At 63.4% G+C, this 19,327-nt stretch carries 23 protein-coding genes and 1 pseudogene; 14 read left to right on the top strand and 10 right to left on the bottom strand.

Going from position 1 to position 19,327, the window contains the following annotated elements:
- Nucleotides 1–116: 116 nt before the first annotated feature.
- The 4 genes and pseudogenes from NKJ76_RS12710 to NKJ76_RS12695 form a co-directional block, all read right to left on the bottom strand.
- Complete coding sequence (locus tag NKJ76_RS12710) at nucleotides 117–1,751, bottom strand: phage terminase large subunit family protein (protein WP_352537567.1); 1,635 nt, start codon at nucleotides 1,749–1,751, stop codon at nucleotides 117–119.
- Between the two features lie 249 nt (nucleotides 1,752–2,000).
- Nucleotides 2,001–2,672, bottom strand: a pseudogene (locus NKJ76_RS12705) (terminase large subunit domain-containing protein); the annotation flags it as partial.
- Nucleotides 2,599–2,982: a hypothetical protein gene (locus NKJ76_RS12700; protein ID WP_352537565.1), complete on the bottom strand. Its 384-nt coding sequence runs from the start codon at nucleotides 2,980–2,982 to the stop codon at nucleotides 2,599–2,601. The pseudogene NKJ76_RS12705 and the gene NKJ76_RS12700, both read right to left, overlap by 74 nt.
- Nucleotides 2,975–3,406, bottom strand: coding sequence for a hypothetical protein (locus NKJ76_RS12695; protein ID WP_352537564.1), 432 nt, complete (start codon nucleotides 3,404–3,406; stop codon nucleotides 2,975–2,977). The genes NKJ76_RS12700 and NKJ76_RS12695 overlap by 8 nt, the downstream gene beginning before the upstream one ends.
- A gap of 487 nt (nucleotides 3,407–3,893) precedes the next feature.
- Between NKJ76_RS12695 and NKJ76_RS12690 the strand changes: the two genes are divergently transcribed.
- The 5 genes from NKJ76_RS12690 (at nucleotide 3,894) to NKJ76_RS12670 (ending at nucleotide 6,421) form a co-directional block, all read left to right on the top strand.
- Entirely contained in the window at nucleotides 3,894–4,709 is an 816-nt protein-coding gene (locus tag NKJ76_RS12690) for a class I SAM-dependent methyltransferase (protein WP_023727105.1), read from the top strand.
- A 247-nt stretch (nucleotides 4,710–4,956) separates the two neighbouring features.
- A complete protein-coding gene (locus NKJ76_RS12685) occupies nucleotides 4,957–5,400 on the top strand; it encodes a Ros/MucR family transcriptional regulator (protein WP_023671447.1) in 444 nt (147 codons plus the stop codon).
- 42 nt (nucleotides 5,401–5,442) lie between these two features.
- Nucleotides 5,443–5,637: a hypothetical protein gene (locus NKJ76_RS12680; protein ID WP_023689866.1), complete on the top strand. Its 195-nt coding sequence runs from the start codon at nucleotides 5,443–5,445 to the stop codon at nucleotides 5,635–5,637.
- 114 nt (nucleotides 5,638–5,751) lie between these two features.
- Nucleotides 5,752–6,021, top strand: a complete 270-nt coding sequence (locus NKJ76_RS12675; RefSeq protein WP_023697755.1) for a hypothetical protein — start codon at nucleotides 5,752–5,754, stop codon at nucleotides 6,019–6,021.
- A gap of 94 nt (nucleotides 6,022–6,115) precedes the next feature.
- On the top strand, nucleotides 6,116–6,421 hold the full coding sequence (locus tag NKJ76_RS12670; RefSeq protein ID WP_023671444.1) for a hypothetical protein: 306 nt from the start codon (nucleotides 6,116–6,118) through the stop codon (nucleotides 6,419–6,421).
- A 22-nt stretch (nucleotides 6,422–6,443) separates the two neighbouring features.
- Here the strand turns inward: NKJ76_RS12670 and NKJ76_RS12665 are convergent, their stop codons facing one another.
- On the bottom strand, nucleotides 6,444–6,857 hold the full coding sequence (locus NKJ76_RS12665; protein WP_352537563.1) for a DoxX family protein: 414 nt from the start codon (nucleotides 6,855–6,857) through the stop codon (nucleotides 6,444–6,446).
- A gap of 144 nt (nucleotides 6,858–7,001) precedes the next feature.
- Complete coding sequence (locus NKJ76_RS12660; RefSeq protein ID WP_023693744.1) at nucleotides 7,002–7,475, bottom strand: Lrp/AsnC family transcriptional regulator; 474 nt, start codon at nucleotides 7,473–7,475, stop codon at nucleotides 7,002–7,004.
- Between the two features lie 114 nt (nucleotides 7,476–7,589).
- On the opposite strand from NKJ76_RS12660, the gene NKJ76_RS12655 reads away from it, so the two are divergent.
- From NKJ76_RS12655 to NKJ76_RS12640, 4 genes are all read left to right on the top strand, one after another.
- On the top strand, nucleotides 7,590–8,147 hold the full coding sequence (locus NKJ76_RS12655; protein WP_023697757.1) for an RBBP9/YdeN family alpha/beta hydrolase: 558 nt from the start codon (nucleotides 7,590–7,592) through the stop codon (nucleotides 8,145–8,147).
- A gap of 83 nt (nucleotides 8,148–8,230) precedes the next feature.
- A complete protein-coding gene (locus tag NKJ76_RS12650) occupies nucleotides 8,231–8,596 on the top strand; it encodes a VOC family protein (RefSeq protein WP_023697758.1) in 366 nt (121 codons plus the stop codon).
- 402 nt (nucleotides 8,597–8,998) lie between these two features.
- Nucleotides 8,999–9,175, top strand: coding sequence for a hypothetical protein (locus NKJ76_RS12645; protein WP_023671438.1), 177 nt, complete (start codon nucleotides 8,999–9,001; stop codon nucleotides 9,173–9,175).
- A 113-nt stretch (nucleotides 9,176–9,288) separates the two neighbouring features.
- Nucleotides 9,289–9,582: a DUF982 domain-containing protein gene (locus tag NKJ76_RS12640; protein ID WP_023685943.1), complete on the top strand. Its 294-nt coding sequence runs from the start codon at nucleotides 9,289–9,291 to the stop codon at nucleotides 9,580–9,582.
- A 49-nt stretch (nucleotides 9,583–9,631) separates the two neighbouring features.
- On the opposite strand, the gene NKJ76_RS12635 is transcribed toward NKJ76_RS12640, so the two are convergent.
- Nucleotides 9,632–10,351 (bottom strand): Crp/Fnr family transcriptional regulator, encoded by a 720-nt coding sequence (locus NKJ76_RS12635; protein ID WP_023671436.1) that lies wholly within the window; start codon nucleotides 10,349–10,351, stop codon nucleotides 9,632–9,634.
- A 283-nt stretch (nucleotides 10,352–10,634) separates the two neighbouring features.
- Between NKJ76_RS12635 and NKJ76_RS12630 the strand changes: the two genes are divergently transcribed.
- Together NKJ76_RS12630 and NKJ76_RS12625 are read left to right on the top strand one after the other, a co-directional pair.
- A complete protein-coding gene (locus tag NKJ76_RS12630) occupies nucleotides 10,635–10,865 on the top strand; it encodes a DUF6894 family protein (RefSeq protein ID WP_023671435.1) in 231 nt (76 codons plus the stop codon).
- A gap of 106 nt (nucleotides 10,866–10,971) precedes the next feature.
- Nucleotides 10,972–11,472, top strand: a complete 501-nt coding sequence (locus NKJ76_RS12625) for a hypothetical protein (RefSeq protein ID WP_023671434.1) — start codon at nucleotides 10,972–10,974, stop codon at nucleotides 11,470–11,472.
- 37 nt (nucleotides 11,473–11,509) lie between these two features.
- Here the strand turns inward: NKJ76_RS12625 and NKJ76_RS12620 are convergent, their stop codons facing one another.
- The 3 genes from NKJ76_RS12620 to NKJ76_RS12610 form a co-directional block, all read right to left on the bottom strand.
- Nucleotides 11,510–13,624, bottom strand: coding sequence for an EAL domain-containing protein (locus NKJ76_RS12620; RefSeq protein WP_023697759.1), 2,115 nt, complete (start codon nucleotides 13,622–13,624; stop codon nucleotides 11,510–11,512).
- A gap of 145 nt (nucleotides 13,625–13,769) precedes the next feature.
- Complete coding sequence (locus NKJ76_RS12615) at nucleotides 13,770–14,327, bottom strand: RNA polymerase sigma factor (protein ID WP_352537562.1); 558 nt, start codon at nucleotides 14,325–14,327, stop codon at nucleotides 13,770–13,772.
- A gap of 150 nt (nucleotides 14,328–14,477) precedes the next feature.
- Entirely contained in the window at nucleotides 14,478–14,867 is a 390-nt protein-coding gene (locus NKJ76_RS12610) for a DUF427 domain-containing protein (RefSeq protein ID WP_023671430.1), read from the bottom strand.
- A gap of 815 nt (nucleotides 14,868–15,682) precedes the next feature.
- Between NKJ76_RS12610 and NKJ76_RS12605 the strand changes: the two genes are divergently transcribed.
- From NKJ76_RS12605 to NKJ76_RS12595, 3 genes are read left to right on the top strand one after another with little or no spacing between them, the layout of a single operon-like run.
- Complete coding sequence (locus NKJ76_RS12605) at nucleotides 15,683–16,174, top strand: Csu type fimbrial protein (RefSeq protein WP_023671429.1); 492 nt, start codon at nucleotides 15,683–15,685, stop codon at nucleotides 16,172–16,174.
- A 27-nt stretch (nucleotides 16,175–16,201) separates the two neighbouring features.
- Entirely contained in the window at nucleotides 16,202–16,924 is a 723-nt protein-coding gene (locus NKJ76_RS12600) for a fimbrial biogenesis chaperone (RefSeq protein WP_031215130.1), read from the top strand.
- Nucleotides 16,896–19,319 (top strand): fimbria/pilus outer membrane usher protein, encoded by a 2,424-nt coding sequence (locus tag NKJ76_RS12595; RefSeq protein WP_352460556.1) that lies wholly within the window; start codon nucleotides 16,896–16,898, stop codon nucleotides 19,317–19,319. Before NKJ76_RS12600 ends, NKJ76_RS12595 begins: the two co-directional genes overlap by 29 nt.
- The last annotated feature ends 8 nt before the right edge of the window (nucleotides 19,320–19,327 follow it).

The following is a 19,327-nucleotide window of genomic DNA, read 5'->3' as shown; positions in this document are numbered from 1 at the left end:
TGTTTGCCCGTATCGGTAAGCGTAGACATATACATTTCGCGGTATACGGGGTCGCCTTACGAGAAATACTGCGCTCAGCAGGATCTGCTGCAGGCCAGGAGAGAAGCCGCTAATAATTAGGCCCACGCTCTCACGACGAGCCTCCAGCTACTGTTGGTAATTGTGGTGCCTGCGCCGGTGCCTTTGGCGGTGATATCAACAGCGGTGGACGAAAACCGCACATTGATGTTGGTGGCGTCCGGGACCAGCGATAGACCTTTGTTGCCTGTACCGCCGCCCGGATTAGCCAGTACTTCGTCTCCAATGGAATACCCGGCATCTGCCGTAGTGCATTGCAGCACGGCAAAGTAGTTTTTTGGCTTGACGCCGAGTCCATGCGCTAGCGTCAGTGATCCGGCATTCGTGATGGTCTGTTGCGGGCTTTCATAACACTTCTGAAGCAACGCCGCGGACGACTGGACATAGCGTGCATCCTGTTCGGCCTGCGACCATTGCAGCTTGATCCATCCTCCCCAGGCACCGCCAGCCTGCCTGCGCCGCCATAGCTTTTGGTCTGCCGCCGTAGTGTCGTTGACGAAATCATGCACCGTCTGCGTCCGGTAGCCAGTGCTTCCGTGCGCTTCCACAAACCCCAGGAACCAGTTTACGCCGTCTGGCGCATTAGCCGCCGCCGAGGCCACATACCAGCCATTGTCCAGGGCGTTGTTCCAATCGGTGATCGTCTGCGCGACGACACCAAGGTTGGGTCGGCTATCAAGTTTCAGATCAAACCCAGCCTTGACGAACCCCGTTGTAGCCAATTGCGTGGTATTCGTTCCAGGCGCTGCGGTCGGCCCCGTTGGCGTTCCGGTAAATGTCGGGCTGGCCTTCGGCGCCAGGCTGGACACCGCGATCCCACTATCCTTCCCCACCTTGCCCGTCGTGCCCGCGAAAGTGACAATATTGTCGGTTGCCGAAGACGCAGGCCCCAAAAAATCTCCTACTCCCGTCCCGTCGGCGCCTCTGTCGCCGGCCCGGTCGAACATCAGCCAGATGCCGTTGGCCGTCGTCGGCAAAGTGCCGGCGCCACTGACATAGGCGAGCGTCAGCTTGCGGTAGCGGGTCGCGGCCATCAGATCGTCGCGCAGTTTGACCACCTGGCCGTCCTTGCGGTGGTAGAGGCGGAATTCCTCGAACCAGGACAGCAGCGTCGAGAACACCTTGAAGCGGCCGGATTGCATGCGGTCGAGCATTTCCATCAGCCCGGCCTCGACAGAGACCGAGCCGTCGGCGAAGCGGGCGTGGCTCGAAAGCATGTTCAGCCCGTGCGCGGCATATTGTCTGGCAAGCGCGGTGCCCGCGCCTTCCAGCGTCTCGCGGCGGCCGTCGCGCGGCCATGCCCATGGCAGCCATTCGCCCCAAGGCTTCAGCGCCAGCACCTGCATGGCCGGCGTCTGCTGCGAGGCTCGGGCCGCCTTGGAGATATAGACGACGTCGGCCTCCGTATCCCAGGCAAGCTCGACCGCGGCCGACGGATGGTCCCAGCCGAAATTGAGCGCGCCGATCCGCGGCCAGTAGCGCGGCAGCCGGAACGGCTCGCAGGCGATCAGCTCTTCGGGAAGCGGAAAGATGCGGCCGGAGCCCAGCACCGGAATGCCCTTGGCCCTCGCTTCGCGCTCATGTTCGGGATAGGCGGCGATGATCGCGGCACGCTCGTCCGGCGAATAGTGTTCGACGTCGTCTATGGTCATGAAGGTGACGTGACGGGTCATGGGGCCTGCCGGATTGATTCGGGATGCCGTGATATGGCTTTGTTCGCGCACGATATTTTTGGGCCGGAGCGCGGCGGGTCTTCCCTTCTCCCCTTGTGGGAGAAGGTGTCGCCGAAGGTGACGGATGAGGGGTGTTCCAGGGAACGCCGACGCCTCACTCCGCTGGAACACCCCTCATCCGTCTCGGCGCTATCGCGCCGATCCACCTTCTCCCACAAGGGGGGAAGGAAGAGCGCGCACCTCACCCGTCAAAAACCGCAGCACCACATCGCTCATGCCAAGCAGCGGCGTGAACGTCACGATGGTGATGCCGCCCGTCGCGTTGGTGCGGGTCAGGCCTTCGGAATAGATATCGAGCGGCGGCTCCTCGTCGAACCAGACGCCGTGCAGGGTTTCGCCCTGCCACTTTTCGCGGCCCTTCTCATAGCTCTTGAACGAAAGCACCGATTCATCGGCCTGCACGTCGCCGCCGCCGCCCCAGCGCACCACGATGCTGTCGAGCGCGCCCGGGGCGCCGCGGCCCATGGTCGTGTGCAAAATGGCGTTGGCCGGGATCATGCCGGTGCCCCATGCCGCCTGCTGCTGCGGCGGGCCGACCAGCACGCGCTGCGGGTTGTCGCGCGTGCCCTCGCCCGTCACGCCGGCAGCCCATAGCCTGACGGGGGTGTCGAAGGTCTTGCCCTGCCACCACGCGGGGTAGCGGCCGGTGAGATGCATGGCCCATTCGGCGCCGCCGGCCCTGGTCTTGCCGAGCTGGTTGCCGGCCATGAACAGACGTTCCCGGTTCTGCGCGCCGGCGGCGTGAAACTCCGCCTGCCTGGGATAAGGCCGGTAGGCGGCAAGCTGGTTAGTCCTGCGCCTGCGGTCCAGCTCCTGCAGCAGCGCCAGATAGTGACGGCGCGCCTTCAGGCTGGTCGCCAAACGGCCCGAGGACGGCTTCGAGGCCGCGGATGCGGCGGCGGATCTCGTCATCGCTCAGGGCTTCCAGGTCAGATGAAACATGCAAATCCTTGGCCAGATCCTTGGGCAGCACCGATTGCACGATCTTCAGATACTGGTCGGGCTTGTCGGCCCGGACCGCGGCAATGACGCCGGCGCCATGGGCGCGGAAGTCGGCGCGCACCGCGTCGAGGAAATCATCGCCAAGCGTCTTCTTCGTCCGCTTCGGCTTGGCAGCGGCGGCAGTCGCCTTGCGGCCAGGACGAGAACGCGGCGCCGTCCGGTCAGCCATGATCCGAGATCCCTGCGGGCTCGGCGGTCGCTGCCTGCTTCGCCTGCTTTGCCGGCCTTGCCCGCTTGATCTTGCCGGACTTGATCTTGCCGGACTTGCGCCGAGCCGATTTTGCCCTTGACCGTTTTGGAGGGGCCTTGCGGGCCGCATCAGCGGCCGGCGCGTGGCGTTTTCCGGCGGGCGCGGCTTTCAGGGTTGCCCTGGCAAGGGCGATCGCCCGGCCGTCGTGCGTGCCGCGCGGAAAACCGAAGCCGCCGACTGCATCGACAGGGCCACCGCGAACCATGCCGATCAGCACGCCCGGCACGACCGGCTCGACGCGGCCGATGCGCGCTTGCGAGGCGGTGCCCTCGAACACGCCAATGGCGCTGACGACCTCGCGGCCGTCATCGTCGGTGATGATGGTGGCATAGCGGTTGGACAAGGGAGGCCTCGCGGATAAGGCAGAATGAACCGAAGATAGCGTTCCCCCCTCTGTCCTGCCGGACATCTCCCCCTCTAGGGGGGAGATTGGCAGCTCCAGGTCGCGACCAATATGCAGCGCTGACGATTGGCGAAAGCAAAGCGGCAGTCCGATCTCCCCCCGTGTGGGGGTTGAGGAGTGGTCCGCGCAGCGGACGGAAAGCCAATTGCTTGGCTTTCCGAACGACGAACGTCCGGCAGGCCAGAGGGGGGTGCTGTCCCGCCGACATCCGATATCCGCACGTTGTGGGCATCAGGAAAACAAAACCCGCCTTGTGGGCGGGTCGCTGGCGCAAATCAGCACCATGGGTAAATAATAGCAAAGCTGCCCTCACCCGTCAATACAAAAAAGGAAATAATTCCTAATTCGGTCAAAGCCGCGTCTTGGCGCGGCCGCGCATTGCGCAAGGGCAGCATCGATGGGATGCTGCGTCTCGTCGGAGAGCGCAATGAGCAATGTGACCAGTCACTATGGCAGCGGCGGCATCGTCGAGCGCATCCTGTCGGCTGTGCCGGACGCCAGGGCCGGCAGCCTCGCAGCCAAACAACTCTATCCGTTCGATCAGCTTCATGGCCGCGAGCTGATCGCCACGCAGGAGCATGCCGCGCGTCTTGCGCCCTCCGCTGGCGATCGGGTTCTGGACATCGGCAGCGGCATTGGCGGCCCGGCCCGGTTCCTTGCCGAGACCTATGGGTGCAGCGTCGACGGCGTCGACCTGACGCAGGCGTTCGTCGAGGCATCCCGCCGATTGACCGAGCTCTGCGGCCTAAGTGACAAAGTCCGTTTTCATGAGGCCGATGCGACAAGGCTGCCTTTTGCGGACGACACATTCGACGCGGCGATCTGCTTCTATGTCGGCATGAATATCGCCGACAAGGCGGCGGTCATCGGGCAAGCTTGGCGCGTACTGAAGCCGAAGGCCAGGCTTGTCTGGACCGAGGCGGTGCTGGCGGACGGCGAGCCTCACTATCCCTTGCCTTGGGCGGTGTCGCCTGTGGCCAGCCATCTCGTCGACCGCGAAACCCTGAAGGCCCTGTTTGCTTCAGCCGGATTCCGGGTCGACGATGTCATCGACGAAACCGGCGATCATGTCGAGCTGGCGTTGAAACGGGCAAATTCCGGCATCGTGCCCTCGCCGGCCCAGCAGCAGGCCAATGAGATCGTGCTCGGCGCCGAGTTCGTGCATCGGCGAAAAAACTACATAAGCAGCCTGAGCGAGGGAAAACTCGCGTCACTGGCCGTTATTGTTTCCAAGCCGGCATGAAACAAAAACCCGCCTCGGCGGCGGGTTGCTGGCGCAAATCAGCACCATGAACAAATCATAGCATAGCTGCCCTCACCGGTCAAGATATGTCAGGAAAGAATTCCTACATCGACATCGATCGGAGACTCGGCGATGCTAGCGCTACCACATCCGGCGTCAAGTCATATGCATATGTTCTAAAGTGCCATGCCGTCGGCGGATGTTGTCTGATAATTTGCCCTTTGGCATCAAGGGGGCAAAAGAAGCCATGTCTGAGGACAAAATCCGAAATATAAATCTGACCGCCGACATCGTCGCGGCATTCGTGCGCAACAATTCTGTGCCGCCGGATAGCCTGCCGGCGTTGATCGAGAGCGTCAATGCAGCGCTCGCGGCCGTGGACAATCCCGTCGCTCCCCCGCAACCTGCGCCTGAGCCCGCGGTCAACCGCAAGCGCTCGGTGACTCCGAATTTCATTTACTGCCTCGAGGATGGCAAGAAGTTCAGGTCGCTGCGGCGCCATCTCGGCTCCGCCCATGGCATGACGCCGGAAGCCTATCGCGCCAAATGGGACCTGCCCGGTGACTATCCGATGACGGCGCCCAGCTACGCCGCCAAACGATCGGAGCTGGCAAAGGAGTTCGGGCTCGGCATCAGGACACCCGAGGCCCCGGCCGCCAAGGCACCGGCCAAGAGCAAGACCAAGGCGTAAACGCACGCCCCCTCCGTGCCGTACGCCTGCTGGAGGACGATCGTGGTGGCCGGAGAGCCCAATGACGTTCGCGTGGAACGTGTCGACCGCCGCCAATGGGCGGTGCTGGTTGCCGAGAATGGCACGGTGACCCAGCATCTGTTCATGGCCCAGGAAGCGGCCGAGGAGTTTGCCGACGGCGAGCGGACAAGGCTCGGCCTTCCCGCCAGGCCGCCGGCGGCGGATCCGCTGGCCTGAACAGTCCTTCAACCGGCTGCAGGATACAAGACGCAGCCTTCGACAGGCCGTCTAGCGACTGGTCATTAGCTGGCTCTTATGGAATCATTCCACTCCAACTCGGGGGAGAGCGGGATGGACAAACCAGCCATGGCATCCGTGTTCAGGATGCGGCAAGCGCCAGCCACTGTTTCGGGCGTTCGCAGCGTCGGCCAAGGCCAGGCCGATCCGGTCATCGGCAGAAGGCCGCTCGGCGAGGCGATCCGCTTCGTCATCGACGCCCATCCCCATTACGACATCAGCGGCGTTTCGATCGCCTATGGCGACGGCTCGGCCCCGCGCCTCGGCAGCCGGGAGGTCAAGGCGCTGTGGGCCGAATATGGCCGCCGCTGGATGGAAGAGTAGCGCAGGCCATCGGCCGACGCCTATCGCTTGCATCCCCGTCCGGATCGTAACAGCGGCTCATGCGTTGAGCGTGAGCCAAATGGGAGCAACAGCAATGAACGTCGCCAATCTGCAACTCGAAGGCCTGCTGATGGCCGTCGCTTCGATCAATCAGGTGCTGGTGCGCAAGGGCCTGCTCACGGTCGAGGATATCGACATCGCGCTGCGCAAGGCCGAGGCCATCGAAACCGGCGAGGAGCGGTCCGACGGCATGTCGGAGTCCAACCGCGACGCCGTCAACTTTCCGATCAGACTGCTGGAACTGGCCAATCAATGCCAGCCGGAGGCGGACATGCCGTCCTTCTCGAAACTGGCCCGCATGGTCGGCCAGATGAAGGAACCCTACAACGACCAGATGTGAGGCGGTCTGCCGACGCGGGGCCTCACCCTCGGCCAAGTTTCGAGGCAAGCACGCTGCCCGGTCCATGCACGGCGGCAAACAGCAGGCCGGCGGCGAACGGGAAATGGGACATGAAGGCGCCGAACTCGGCCTGGTTGCCGGCCCAGTGCGACGGACCGTGGAAGGCAAAGCCTAGGAAGACCACGTAGACGGCGGCGACCACGCCGGCCGGCGTGAAGAACGCTCCGGTCAGCAAGGCGATCACCAGCAGCGTTTCGAGGATCGCGGCGCACCAGGCCAGAAACAGCGGGAACGGGAAGCCGGCGGCGGCGATGTAGCCGGCGGTCATGTTCATATCCATGAACTTGAACGCTGCCCCCATCGCGAACATGGCGGCCAGGGTCAGGCGGGCGATGAGAATGGCCGCGGTCTGCCACGGCGATTGAACGGCTTCCATGATGTTCTCCAAAGGTTTGCAACGGGTTCGTCCCAAGGACGGGCGCCACGCCTCCGATCCTACACCAGCCCGCGAAATTCTTTCCCGGCAAAGCCGGACCTCGCAAAAGGAGGCGCTTGCAATCCTCTTGCCGCGCGTGGCCGCTCAGAGCTTCGCCATCAGTTCCCGCCCCAGCCGCTTCGGCGGCTCGGCCCGAAGCACCACATTGGTCGTCACCGCGCCGTAGCGGCCGATGGCGTCGACGATGCTTTCGAGGTCGGGCGGCGACGGGACGACCACCTTGACCAGAAAACAATCCTCGCCGGTCACCCGCAGCACCTCAACCACTTCCGGCATGGCCGCGAATTTCTTCAGGCAGGTCTGGATGTGCTCATGCGTGGTGCGCAGGCGGATCATGGCCATGGTGCCGAGACCAAGGGCGGTGGGATCGATCGCGGCCCGGTAGCCGGCGATGATGCCGCGCTCCTCCAGCCGCTTCACCCGCTCCGACGTCGCGGGCTGGGACAGGCCGACGCGGCGGCCGAGTTCGGAAATGCCGATGCGGCCGTCCTCCTGCATGATCTCGATGATCGCCATGTCGGTCGGGTCGAGCCGTGGCCGGTAATCGCCGTTTGCCATGAACACCTTCAATCCATCGGAATTCTTCGTCGCTTTCCGATGATCTCTCATTCCGCGAACAAGGAGAAGCCCTAGGATTGGGACATCATCTGCGGCGAAGAAACAGGATTTTCCATGACCGACTTCATCATTCTGCCGGGCAGCGGCGGATCGGGCGAGGCCCACTGGCAGACACGCTGGCAACAGGCCGACCCCGCGATGCGCCGCTTCAGCCCGGCAAGCTGGGAGCTGCCGGATTTCGACGACTGGGTGGCGGCGCTGGACGTCGCGGTGTCACAGGCACAGACCCCGCCGGTGCTCGTCGCCCACAGTCTCAGCTGCCTGCTGGTCGCGCATTGGCAGGCGGTGTCGAGCCGTCGGATCGGCGGGGCGTTTCTGGTTGCGGTTCCCGACCCGGCCTCGCCGGTCTATCCCGCTTACGGAATTCCCTTCGCCGATACGCCGCGCGGGCCGCTTCGCTTCCCCTCGCTGATCGTGGCCAGCACCGACGATCCCTATGATCCGAACGGCTATGCCGGTGAGAAAGCCACACAATGGGGCAGCGAACTGCACATCGCCGGGCCGCTTGGTCACATCAACAGCAATAGCGGGCTGGGCGACTGGCCGGCGGGAATGGAGCTGCTGACGGCCTTCGTGAGAGACAGACAGGCCGACCACGCAATCGCACCGTAGGCGCCCGAAGCGTGCGCGCGGGCTTGCCCCGACTTGTCCCGCCAGCTATCTCTCGGGAGGGGCGTTTGTGAGGGAGCCTGCGAATGGTGTCCGTCCGATATCTGGTCCGCGATGTCGATCTGTCCATCGCGTTTTATACGAGCTATCTGGGCTTCGCGCTGAAGCAGCAATTCGGTCCGGCGATGGCCATCCTGACGCGCGGCGACCTCTCGCTCTGGCTCGCCGGTCCCTTGGCGTCGGCAGCCAGGCCGATGCCGGACGGCCGGACACCCGAGCCGGGCGGATGGAACCGCTTCGTGCTCGAGGTCGAGCAATTGCCGTCAATCGTGACTAAGATGGTCGAGGCCGGCGTGCGGTTCCGCAACCAGATCGTCGAAGGTCCGGGCGGGCGACAGATTCTTTGTGAAGACCCGTCCGGCAACGTGATCGAGCTGTTCGAGCCCAGCTAGACTTCGGCCGTCGCCTCGGATTCGGCGCCGGGCTTTGCCTGGCCTTCCCACTGCCGCTCCGCCTCTGCTTTACGCTTCGGACAATCCTCGTAGTCATGCTCTCGCGAACCGCAATAGGAGCAGCATTTTGCCGGCGTGTCGGTTCGAAGCATTGTGGCCATGCACAAGAATGCACGAAAATTCATCCGGTTGCAGCAGCGTCCGCGACGTCGCTGCTGGGATGCGTGACCGCCAGCCTGGCACCGCCCTCAATAGCCGCCGCCGAGGATCGGCAGAATCTCGGCGGCAGACATTGCGCGCGGCGCGTATTCGTCCGGCCTATATCAAAGTTAAATGCGGATGCTGGGCGTGAGGTGGTAGGTGATCGCGATGGGGGGACTCTCAACGCGCTCGAGGTGTCCCATGGACGTTCGAAATCTGATTGCCAAATTGTCAGCCGCGGTATTGCACCGCCGCGCCGCGTCTTCGCCGATACTGTTCAGGCCGATCCGCAACTCGCTCGCCGACATCCCGTTGAAGCCGGCGCCGCGGCCGCCTTATCGTCCGCATCGGCCGATCTGGCCGGCAAGCAACATGTAGCTCGCCGGGCTGCAACCAGTTTGTGATTTCCTCGTTTATGGCGATCCCGTTTTCAAGGAGGCAAGTGATGAGATCGATCCGGGCGAGGCGCGAATGGTTTGGATGGTGAGCGCATGAGCCGTTTTCTGCCCCTGACGATCAGATTCGTGGACGGCAGCGCGATGACGGTGTCGTCGATCGCCGACGCCAGGAGGGCGCTAGGCGGAACATGGAAGAACAAGCAGACGGCGGCCTACAAGGCGGCCGACAGGCTGGTGGATGACGCGTTGAACGGCATTTGCCGCCCGGACATCGCCTTTGCCGCTTTCCAGAATGCCGCCGCCCAACAGGGCTTGCTGAAGCCGGCGAAGCCAAGTGCCGCCCTTGCCATGCTCGACGAATTGGCGTCGCTGGATGGGCATCGTTGAAAGACCGGCTGACGGATTGCCTGCGATGTCATGGCGAACGCCGGATAGCCTATCTCGGCTCGCGGTTCATGCTGAGATAAGTCGGGTCGAACTCGGCGATTTCCACCAGCTGCTGCCAGTCCAGAATGGTCACCATGTAATTTGCCCAGCCGATCACACCGATCTTGCGCAGCGCGCCGATGACCCGGTTCATGTGGACGACCGAAAGCCCAAGCACATCGGCCAGTTCCGCCTGCGACAGGGGAAGCCGGAAACTCATGCCGTTGGTCTGCTTGACGACCTGGAGCCGCACGAACAGCTCGCACACAAGATGCGCCAGATGCGAAGTCTTGGACCGCCGGCCCATGGCCACGATCCATTCCCGATGGATGGCGCCATCGACGAGCGTGTCCAGCCAAAGCAAGCGGCTGAGATGAGGCGCCTGTTCGGTGATCGTCCTTAGCCGACTGTGGTCGGCGGCGATCACCCGGCATGGCGACAAAGCTATAATGCCATGGTCCATTGTCTTGAGCAGGAAGGCGTGCAAATCGACAAAATCGCCTGGCACCTGCAACGAGGTGAACTGGCGGCCGCCATCCTCCAGCACCTTGTAGCGCGCCGCCAGACCCTCGATGATGAGCGTGCTGTAGCCTGGCCTCGATCCCTCTGAAACGATGTCCTGACCGGTGGCAAAATCCATCTCGATGGTCATGGCGGCGGCCAGCAGCCCCTTTTCCTGCTCGGACAAAGCGTCATGCTGGCCAAGGTTGAGATAAAGCGGTTCTAGCATCGAGGATCCAGTTCGAGATTTCGTGGACATTCGTGGCCTAGCCAAACGCCGGAGATCGGGTGCGGTTGCAATCGGCCGGCACGGCGACGGCTCCTGGCAGGAAATCTGCTCAGGGCACAGTCGCATGGAACCATGGGTGCGGGTTGGGATTTAATCCATGTCGCTCAAAAATGGCCCCGATTTTGAGACAACGACATGCATAAAAACACAGACCTGAAGCGCGTCGCCTGCGTCCTTCAACCGCGATGCGCCTTAGCGTTCTCACGCAGGGATCCTTGCACACATGGAACGGTTCTACTTCGACTTGTACAACGCCGAGACCCAGATTGATGAAGAGGGGCAGCTTTTTCCCAGCCGGGAGCGTGCGGGAGCCGAAGCGCTGCGCATATTGCACGATGTGGCGCGCGACGAGATACCGGAGGGCGACCACCGGCGGATCACCGTCAAGATGCTGAACGAGAACAGGGAGCAGATATTCGAAGCGTCGCTGACCATGGCGTCGCTGTGGAGTTGAACTCGTCGACCCTGTCGAGGACTGTATGGAACCTCTTGCCCTCCCCTCTGTTTCCTAAGGAGGGGCCAGCGGCAGAAGCTGCACGGCTGATTGACTGGAGGCATCTATGTCCTTGCAAAAGCTTCATCCCGAGCAGGTCGACGACACACGCAGGCTTGCCTATTCGACCTTTGCCCCGGCGCTGATCGGTTCGCTCACCAAGCGTCTGGCGCGGTGTCAGGGCGTCAAGGAACTGGGCGCCCTGGAAAAGTCGCTCATCCGCCTGATCGAAGACTCTGATGTCGATGGGCCGCAAGCCGAGGCGATGAAAGAGTTCGCCATCGAGCTGGTGGTGTCGACGATATCGGAAGCCCGCGCTCACCCCGACACCAAGAGCGATGTCGAAGCCGTTGGCGAGCGCCGCGCCGAAGGCCGCTCCGAGAACCCGCAGACGCTCGAGGAGCAGTTGCAATCAGGCCTCGAAGACAGTTTTCCGGCCAGCGATCCGCCCGCCGTCCTCTCGACCGCCATTTCCGGCGGCTCGAAGGACCTTGTCGGCACCGACGAGGTGTTGCGCCGCAAGAAGGAGGCGGCGCAGCGAAAGCAGGAGAAGGCCGACGCCGGTTAGCCGGACAAGTCGCGCCAGCTCGGGCGATGAGAAGCCGTCAGCCGAAGCGCTTTTCCGGTGACTGTCCGCTGGATGGTGACTGTTCGCCGGCCCGCGCGACGATCGCCTCGAGCGGCTCCGGCCGGTGCAGCAGAAAACCCTGGCCATAGGCCACGCCCATGCCGCGCAGAATGTCGAGCGCTTCCTGCTGCTCGATCTTTTCGGCCACCACCGCGCAGCCGAGACTTTTGGCGATGCCCGCTATGGCCGAGACGATCTCGCGGTCGAAACGGCTTTCCGCGATATTCTCGATGAACGAGCCGTCGATCTTGATCTGATCGACCGGAAAGCGCCGCAAATATTCGAACGAGCTCATGCCGGCGCCGAAATCGTCGAGGCTGACACGGCATTGCCGCTCGCGCGCCTTGCGCACGAACTGCTCGGCGGCGTCGAAATTGGTGACGGCCGCGGTCTCGGTGATCTCGAAGCCGATGCCGGAATGCGGCGCCCCGGTCTCGGCGATGACGGCGTCGACGAAATCCCATAGCAGCGGATCGCTCAGCGTCTGCGCCGACAGGTTGAAGCCGAGCATGATGGCGCCTGACCGCATCGCCGCGCCATGCTGCGAAAGCGCTGTCCTGATGATCCAGCGGTCCAGCCGCGAGGCAATGCCGAAGCGCTCGGCGACCGGAATGAATTCGTTGGGCGGGATCAGCTTGCCATTGCGCCCGGCAAGCCGCGCCAGCACCTCGACGTGGCGGCTCTCCTGCCAGGGCTGGCCGAGCAGATGGATTTCCTGGCCGAACAGTTTCAGCCGCCCGTCATCCATGGCGTCGACCGTGTCGGCGGCGACACGCGCCGCGTTGAGGCCGCCGGAGCCCGACGCCGCATCGGCCGAAAACACCGCGAAGCGATTGCGCCCGGCCGCCTTGGCGGCATAGCAGGCGTCGTCGGCGCAGGCCAACGCATCGGCAACTGTGGTGGTGGTGTCCTCGACGAAGGCGATGCCGATGCTGGCCGCGAGTTTTCGCGAGGTCGCCGGCAGTCCGAGGTCGGCGTCACGGACCGCCGCAAGAATCGCGCCGGCCAGCGCCTCGGCCTTGGCCGATTGGCAATTGGGCACCAGCAGCGCGAACTCGTCGCCGCCGAGGCGCGCGGCACGCGCCGATGCCGGCAGGCAACCCAGAATACCGGCGGCGACACCCCTCAGCGCCAGGTCGCCGGCGGCGTGGCCGGCAAAGTCGTTGAGCGCCTTGAAGTAGTCGAGATCGACATAGAACACCGCCAGCGGCAAAGCCCGCTCGGTGGCGATATGCACGGCCAGCAGCCGGTCGAAGGCGGCACGGTTCAACAGGCCGGTCAGCGCATCGTGGTGAGCGGCGTAGGCGAGTTCCCGCTCGCGCTTCTTGTCCTCGGTGATGTCGCGCACGGTGCCGAGAATCTGGCCCGCCGTCTCGGGCGCCGCGATGAAGCGCACCAGCGATTCGACATGGCGGATTTCGCCGTCGCGCCTGACGATGCGGTATTGCGCGGCGACGACGCCGTCGGTCGAAAGCGGCGCCAGATGGGCGCGCTCTGCGGCATCCTTGTCGTCGGGATGCAGATAGGAATGCCAAAGGTCGGCAGCCACCTCGTCGGTGTCGGCGACCAGGCCGAATATCTCCCTGGTGCGGGCGTCCCAATAGCTCTTGTTGGCGTCGATGTCGTGATGCCAGATGCCGGTGCCGCTGGCCGCCAGCGCCAGGCGAAAGCGCACATTGACCCGCTCGAGTTCGGCTTCCGCCTCTTTCTGCCGGCTGATGTCGGTCTGCACGCCCATCAGCCTGACCGGCTTGCCCGTCTCGTCACGCTCGACAATGCCGCCGCGGTCCAGCACCCAGATCCAGTGGCCGTCCTTGTGCTTGAGGCGCAGCTCGGTCTCGATCGAGGCGGTCAGGCCGGAAATGTGCCGCTCGCCGCTGGCCAGCGCCCGCTGGCGGTCGTCGGGATGCGTCAGCTTCAGCCAGAGGTCGTCGCTGTTGGCAAGCTCGCCATCCTCATAACCCAGCATGTGCGACCAGGTTGGCGAATAGAAACAGTCGCCGCTCAAAATATCCCAGTCCCATACGCCGAGATGAGCGCGTTCGAGCGCAAGCGCCCAGAATTCGCCGTTGCGTATTTTCTCTTCAGCCATGCCCTGGTTTCGCTCACTCCGTCGCCGCCACTATGCACGCAAGCAGAGAAGAAAGCGTTACCGGGTGCGCCGCGCCCACAGTGCGGACAAGGCCTGCAATCGTGCCGGACCATGCCGTAAGGCGTCATCATGCCATTGGGGCTCGTCATGCCATTGGCGCCCTGATTGGAACCGCCCTGCCCGGGCCTGGCTCGACGATCCTTATCGCGCGGCGGCGCGCATTGTCCTCAAGCAGGCCGCGCAGTTCCTCACGGCCGCGCGCGATGCGCGACATCAGGGTGCCGGCCGGCACGCCGAGCATCTCGGCGGCCTCGGCATAGGAGAAGCCCTCGATGGCGACCATGGTCAGCGCGGCACGGCGGTCCGGGCTGATCGCCTGCAGCGCGGTGATGATCTCGCGCGCGGCTACGTTCTCCAGCTGGTCGGCGGGAGAGGCCTGCACCTCGCCGGCCTCCAGCGGCAGCATCGAGGCCTCGCCTCGCCGGTTCACCTTGCGCATCTGGTCGATGAACAGATGATGCATGGTCGTGAACAGCCATTTTCGCGGGCTCTCTCCCGTCTGCCAGTTGTCCAGCCGCAGCAGCGCCCGCTCCAGGCAGTCCTGGACGAGATCGTCGGCGGAATCGCGGTCGCGCAGCAGCGAGCGCGCATAGCGGCGCAGGCGCGGGATTTCGTCGAGAATTGCTCTCTGCTTTTCGTCCATGACCTTTTGTCTTCGTTTCGGCATGCCGTTGCCGCAAAACCGCTGCGCCCCCGGGTGAGGACAGCTTTGGCTGATCTGAAAAATTCCTCTGTTCATGCCTGTCGTCGGCTCCAAAAACGCTGGCCACTTTTGGGCGACAGGCATGACGCGCTAGCGCGGCGTGGCGTCGATGGCGACCCGGTCGGGATAGAAGGCGCCGTGGGCGCGAATCTCGGCCATCTCGTCGAAGGGCTGCTCATAGGCCCACATCGCATCGTTGCCGGTTTCACCCGCCGGCAGCACGTTCCAGTAGCTGGCGTCACCCTTGTAGGGGCACAGCGTCGACCGCTCCGTCTTCTTGAGCTTGCGGAAGTCGATGTCCTCGAACGGGATGTAGAAGGAGAAGGGATGGGGCGGCTCGGTCACCATTTTGGCTTTTGCCGAGGAAGCGATGATGTTGCCGCTTGCAAACACGACGACACGCCCGTTGAAGGGCTCGACGGTGATCACCTTGCCGGGATTGCGCCTGAAGCCGGGTGACGGGTTCGCATGCTGATCCATGACTGCTCTCCTTGTCCGCTGGTGGTTCGATGCCGGTCGACGGCGTCAGCTCTCACTGGTCACTGATGGGCGGCGACAGCCGTCACGCGCGACAGCTTCTGGCGCTTTTCGAGCTTTGGCTTTTCATAGGTCTTCTTCATCGTTCTTCCTTTTCTGACGTCTGGCAGCCGGTCCGCGCGGCTACCGGCCGTACGATCATGGCTCCAAGGGACAACAGGCGCATCTCCCGTCCGGCCGATGCGCCGCCGAAGAAATCGGGGTCAGCGTGGCAAGAATGATTCGCATCGCCGCGATCCGACGGCGGTGGATTTATCTCAGCCGGGACGGCCATGCTTGGGCCGGGCGGAACACGGTTTTGGCGAATGCGGCCCTGTCAGCATGATCGCAAGGCTTGGACAGGCTGGAACAGCCACCCGCGCGGCTATATGGCGATGGCTGCTTGGCGCCGGTGCACGCCGCGAAATATCGATAATAAAGGACGGCAGGTGAGACTCTACAAAATCAAGATGATTTGCCAGATATTTTCGCCTTTTCCGCACGAGAACTAAAATAAATTATCGACAGACGAACTTTCACTTTGGAAAAATGTCCATTTTATCTCTGTTAACCAAATATTAACCAAAATTATCCGATACATACCGAAGTTATTCGCTGTCGCAATCCGAATCTAAGTTGTAATAATAATTGCACAGTTCGCTTGTGACATTACTGTACCGTTGATGTCTTGCGAAGCATGCAGCGGAGGAGCTGTAGGGGTGAAATCCGGGTCAAGACCGTTTTGCGAAGAACGATCTGCCCCGACGGAGGGCCATCGCATGAGATTGCTAAAATACGCGCTGCTGCTGGGTGGGTCGCTGCTTGCAACCCTTCCCGCGACCTCCACCGTCTTGACCACCAACTTTAACGTGAAGATCACGATCACAAACGAATGCAAGATCCTGACGGCTAGCGATCTTATTTTCGGTTCGCACGGTATCATTGATACCAATGTGGACCAGACCAGCACCATTGGCGTGCAATGCACCGCCGGACAGACCTACGTCGTGGGTCTGGGTCTCGGAAATGGCGCGGGCACAACCGTCGGGAGTCGCAAGATGACCGGGCCGGGCGCAGCGGTGGTCAACTATAGTCTTTACCAGGATGGCGGCCATGCGCAGGTCTGGGGCATCACATCCGGCACCGACACGCAAGCGGGAACCGGCAATGGCAGCGTCCAGAGCCTCACGGTCTACGGGCGCGTTCCGATCCAGCCGACACCGGTGGCGGGCGACTATGCGGACATCGTTCAGGTCACCCTAACCTACTGATTATCGGCACCAATTACGAGGAAGACCATGCGATCCATGCTTTCATGCATTGGCGCCACGGCTCTTTTATTGCTCTGCGCCGGGACGTCACACGCTGCCTCGCTGAGAGTAGCGCCGACAGGCCTCGAACTGATCGCTCCCGACAGCGCGGCGGTTCTCAACCTCGCCAACGATGACGCCAAGCGGCCGATCAATGTGCAGATCCGGGTCTTCGCATGGAGCCAGGCCGGCGGCATCGAAACGCTGACGCCGACCACGGACGTGGTCGCCAGCCCACCATCGACCAAACTCGGACCCAATGCCCAATACGTGGTTCGCGTCGTGCGCGTGTCGAAGGCGCCGGTGCGGGCCGAGGAAAGCTACCGCGTCATCGTCGACGAACTGCCGGACCCCTCACGCAAGAAGGCCGGTACGGTCGCGCTCGCGCTTCGCTATTCGGTGCCGGTGTTTTTCCGCAATGCCGATGCAGCGGCGCCGGCAGTTGCGTGGAGCATTTCGCGCAAGGGCGGCGGCCTTGTGCTGACCGCCAGCAACAGCGGCGAAAGTCGCCTCCGCCTGTCCAACCTATCCCTGACCCAGAACGGCAAGAAGCTTGGCAGCCGAAACGGACTCGTCGGTTATGTCCTGGGCGGCGCCACCATGCAGTGGCCGATCGGCAGCAGCAAATCACTGTCCGCGGGCTCGGTGCTTTTGAAGGCACAGAGCGATCTTGGACCTTTCGATGCCAAAGTTGCCGTCAAGGGCCGCTAGCACCGCGATTGTCGTCGCGCTCGCGACTTTCACACCTTGCCCGGCAGTGAACTCGCAAGAGCTGCCGGCCGTGACGAACCCTGAAGAGCCTGAATCCGTTTTGCCAGCCGGCCGCAGCCTCTATCTGGAGGTGTTCATCAACGACGCCTCGACGAAACTGATCGGCAATTTCACCGAAATGCCGGGCGGCGGCCTGGCGGCGACTCCGGAAGAGCTGAAAGGGGTCGGCCTGAAGCCGCCGGAGGGCGTAGCCGACGCCGGCGGCCTGGTCAGGCTCGACCAGCTGGCGGACGTGTCGTTTCAGGTCGACGAGGCCACGCAGCGCCTCTATGTCACGGCGGCCGATGACAGCCGAGAGGCGCGCATCGTCGATCTCGGCTTACGCTTGCAGGAGGACCGGCCGGCGCCGCAGTCGGGCTTGGGCGCGGTTCTCAACTATTCGCTGTTTGCCAGCTCCAACTCATTGTTCGACAAGGACGTCGAGCTGTTCCAGGGCGTTTCCGGCGGTTTCGATGCGCGCGTGTTCAGCCCCTACGGGACGCTCAGCCAATCCTTCATCGCCGGCTATTCCGACGGCAGGCTGGGTGGCTTCACCCGGCTCAATACGACCTGGAGCTATTCCGACCCCGACCGGCTGATGACCTACCGAGCCGGCGACTTCATCTCCGGCGGATTGTCGTGGACGCGTCCGGTCTATCTCGGCGGTATCCAGGCGCAACGCAACTTCCACCTGCGATCGGACCTGGTGACGCTGCCCCTGCCCTCCTTCGCCGGCACCGCGGCGGTGCCGTCGACGCTGGAGGTCTATACGCAGAACGTGCGCACCTATTCCGGCGACATCCAGCCCGGGCCGTTCCAGGTCACCAACCTGCCGGTGTTCACCGGCGCCGGACAGGCGCAGGTGGTGTTGCGCGACAGCCTCGGCCGCGAGACCACGGCCACCTTGCCATTCTATGCCTCCAGCATGCTGCTGCGCCAGGGACTGCTCGACTTTTCCGTGGAGGCAGGGATGGCGCGGCGCAATTTCGGCATCTCCTCCGACGATTACGACGGCCGCGTCATGGGGGTCGCCACGGCGCGTTACGGCGTGACCGACCGGCTGACATTGGAAGCCCATGCCGAGGGCGGCGCCGACCTGATCAATGGCGGCATAGGCGCTGCCTTCCCGCTCGGGGCATATGGCGCGGCTTCGCTGGCAGTCGCCGGCAGCCATCATGACGGGCGCACCGGTTCGCTGGTCGATGCCAGGGCCGAGTTCGGTTATGACGGCTGGGCGGTCAATGCCCGCATGCAGCGGGCGTTCGGCGGCTATGATGACATCGCTTCGGTGACGGCACAGCCGGTCATACTCGATCCAGATGATTTCACCCGTTTCAGCGCCGGTGTGCCGCGGGCGGTCGACCAGGTGACGCTCAGCGTGCCGATGCCGATCGATTTCTCCAGCCTCAACTTCTCCTATACCCACCTCAAGGATGCCGAAGGCGAGACCAGCCAGATCGTCGGCCTCTCCTATAGTCAGGCGATCTTCAAGCGCAGCACGCTCTATGCCACGGCCTTCGCCGATCTCGACGACGGCGACAGTTATGGCATCTTTGCGGGGATTTCGATCCCGTTCAATGACGACGTCATGGCGTCGACGGGTGTCGAGCATGGGCCTGACGGCCTCAATATCGTGGCCGACCTCGCCAAATCGGAGCGGGCCGAGGACGGCAGCATCGGCTGGCGGCTGCGCACCTCGGAGGGCGAGGTCCCCAATCGTTCGGCAGCGGTCAGCTACCGCGCGCCGTTTGCGCGTTTCGAGGCCGGCGCCCAGCAATTCGACAAGGACTTTCGCGTGACCGGACAGATGGACGGCGCCATTGCGGTCGCAGGCGGCGGTGTGTTCGCCACCAACCGCATCGACGATGCCTTTGCCGTCGTCGATGTCGGCACGCCGGACGTCGAGGTCCTGCATCAGAACCGGCCGGTGGGGAAGACCGACAGCAAAGGCCGCATCCTGGTCACCGGGCTGAATTCCTATGAGCCCAACACGGTGTCGATAGACCCGAAGAACCTGCCCGTCGACGCCGATATTCCGACCACCAAGGAGACTGTCGTTCCGGCCGACCGCAACGGCGTCGTGCTGAAGTTCGGCGTGTCGGAGGCGGCGCAGGCCGCGCTGGTGACGCTGGTCGACCCGAGCGGCACGCCGCTCGAAGCCGGGCTTGCCGGCCGCGTCGACGGCGGCACGGAAGATTTCGTCGTCGGCTATGATGGGCAGGCCTACATCAAGGGCCTCGGCAAGCAGAATGCGGTGGTGGTCGGTCTGGCGGACGGCAGCTCGTGCCGAGCGGATTTCCCGTTCGAAGCGGTGCGAGGCCGGCAAGTGACGATCAAGGATGTGGTGTGCCAATGAAAATCCCA

It is taken from the genome of Mesorhizobium sp. M0029 (assembly GCF_040323735.1).
Classification (GTDB): domain Bacteria; phylum Pseudomonadota; class Alphaproteobacteria; order Rhizobiales; family Rhizobiaceae; genus Mesorhizobium.
The sequence above is the reverse complement of the archived record's forward strand: the minus strand, read 5'-3'. Positions and strand labels throughout refer to the sequence as shown.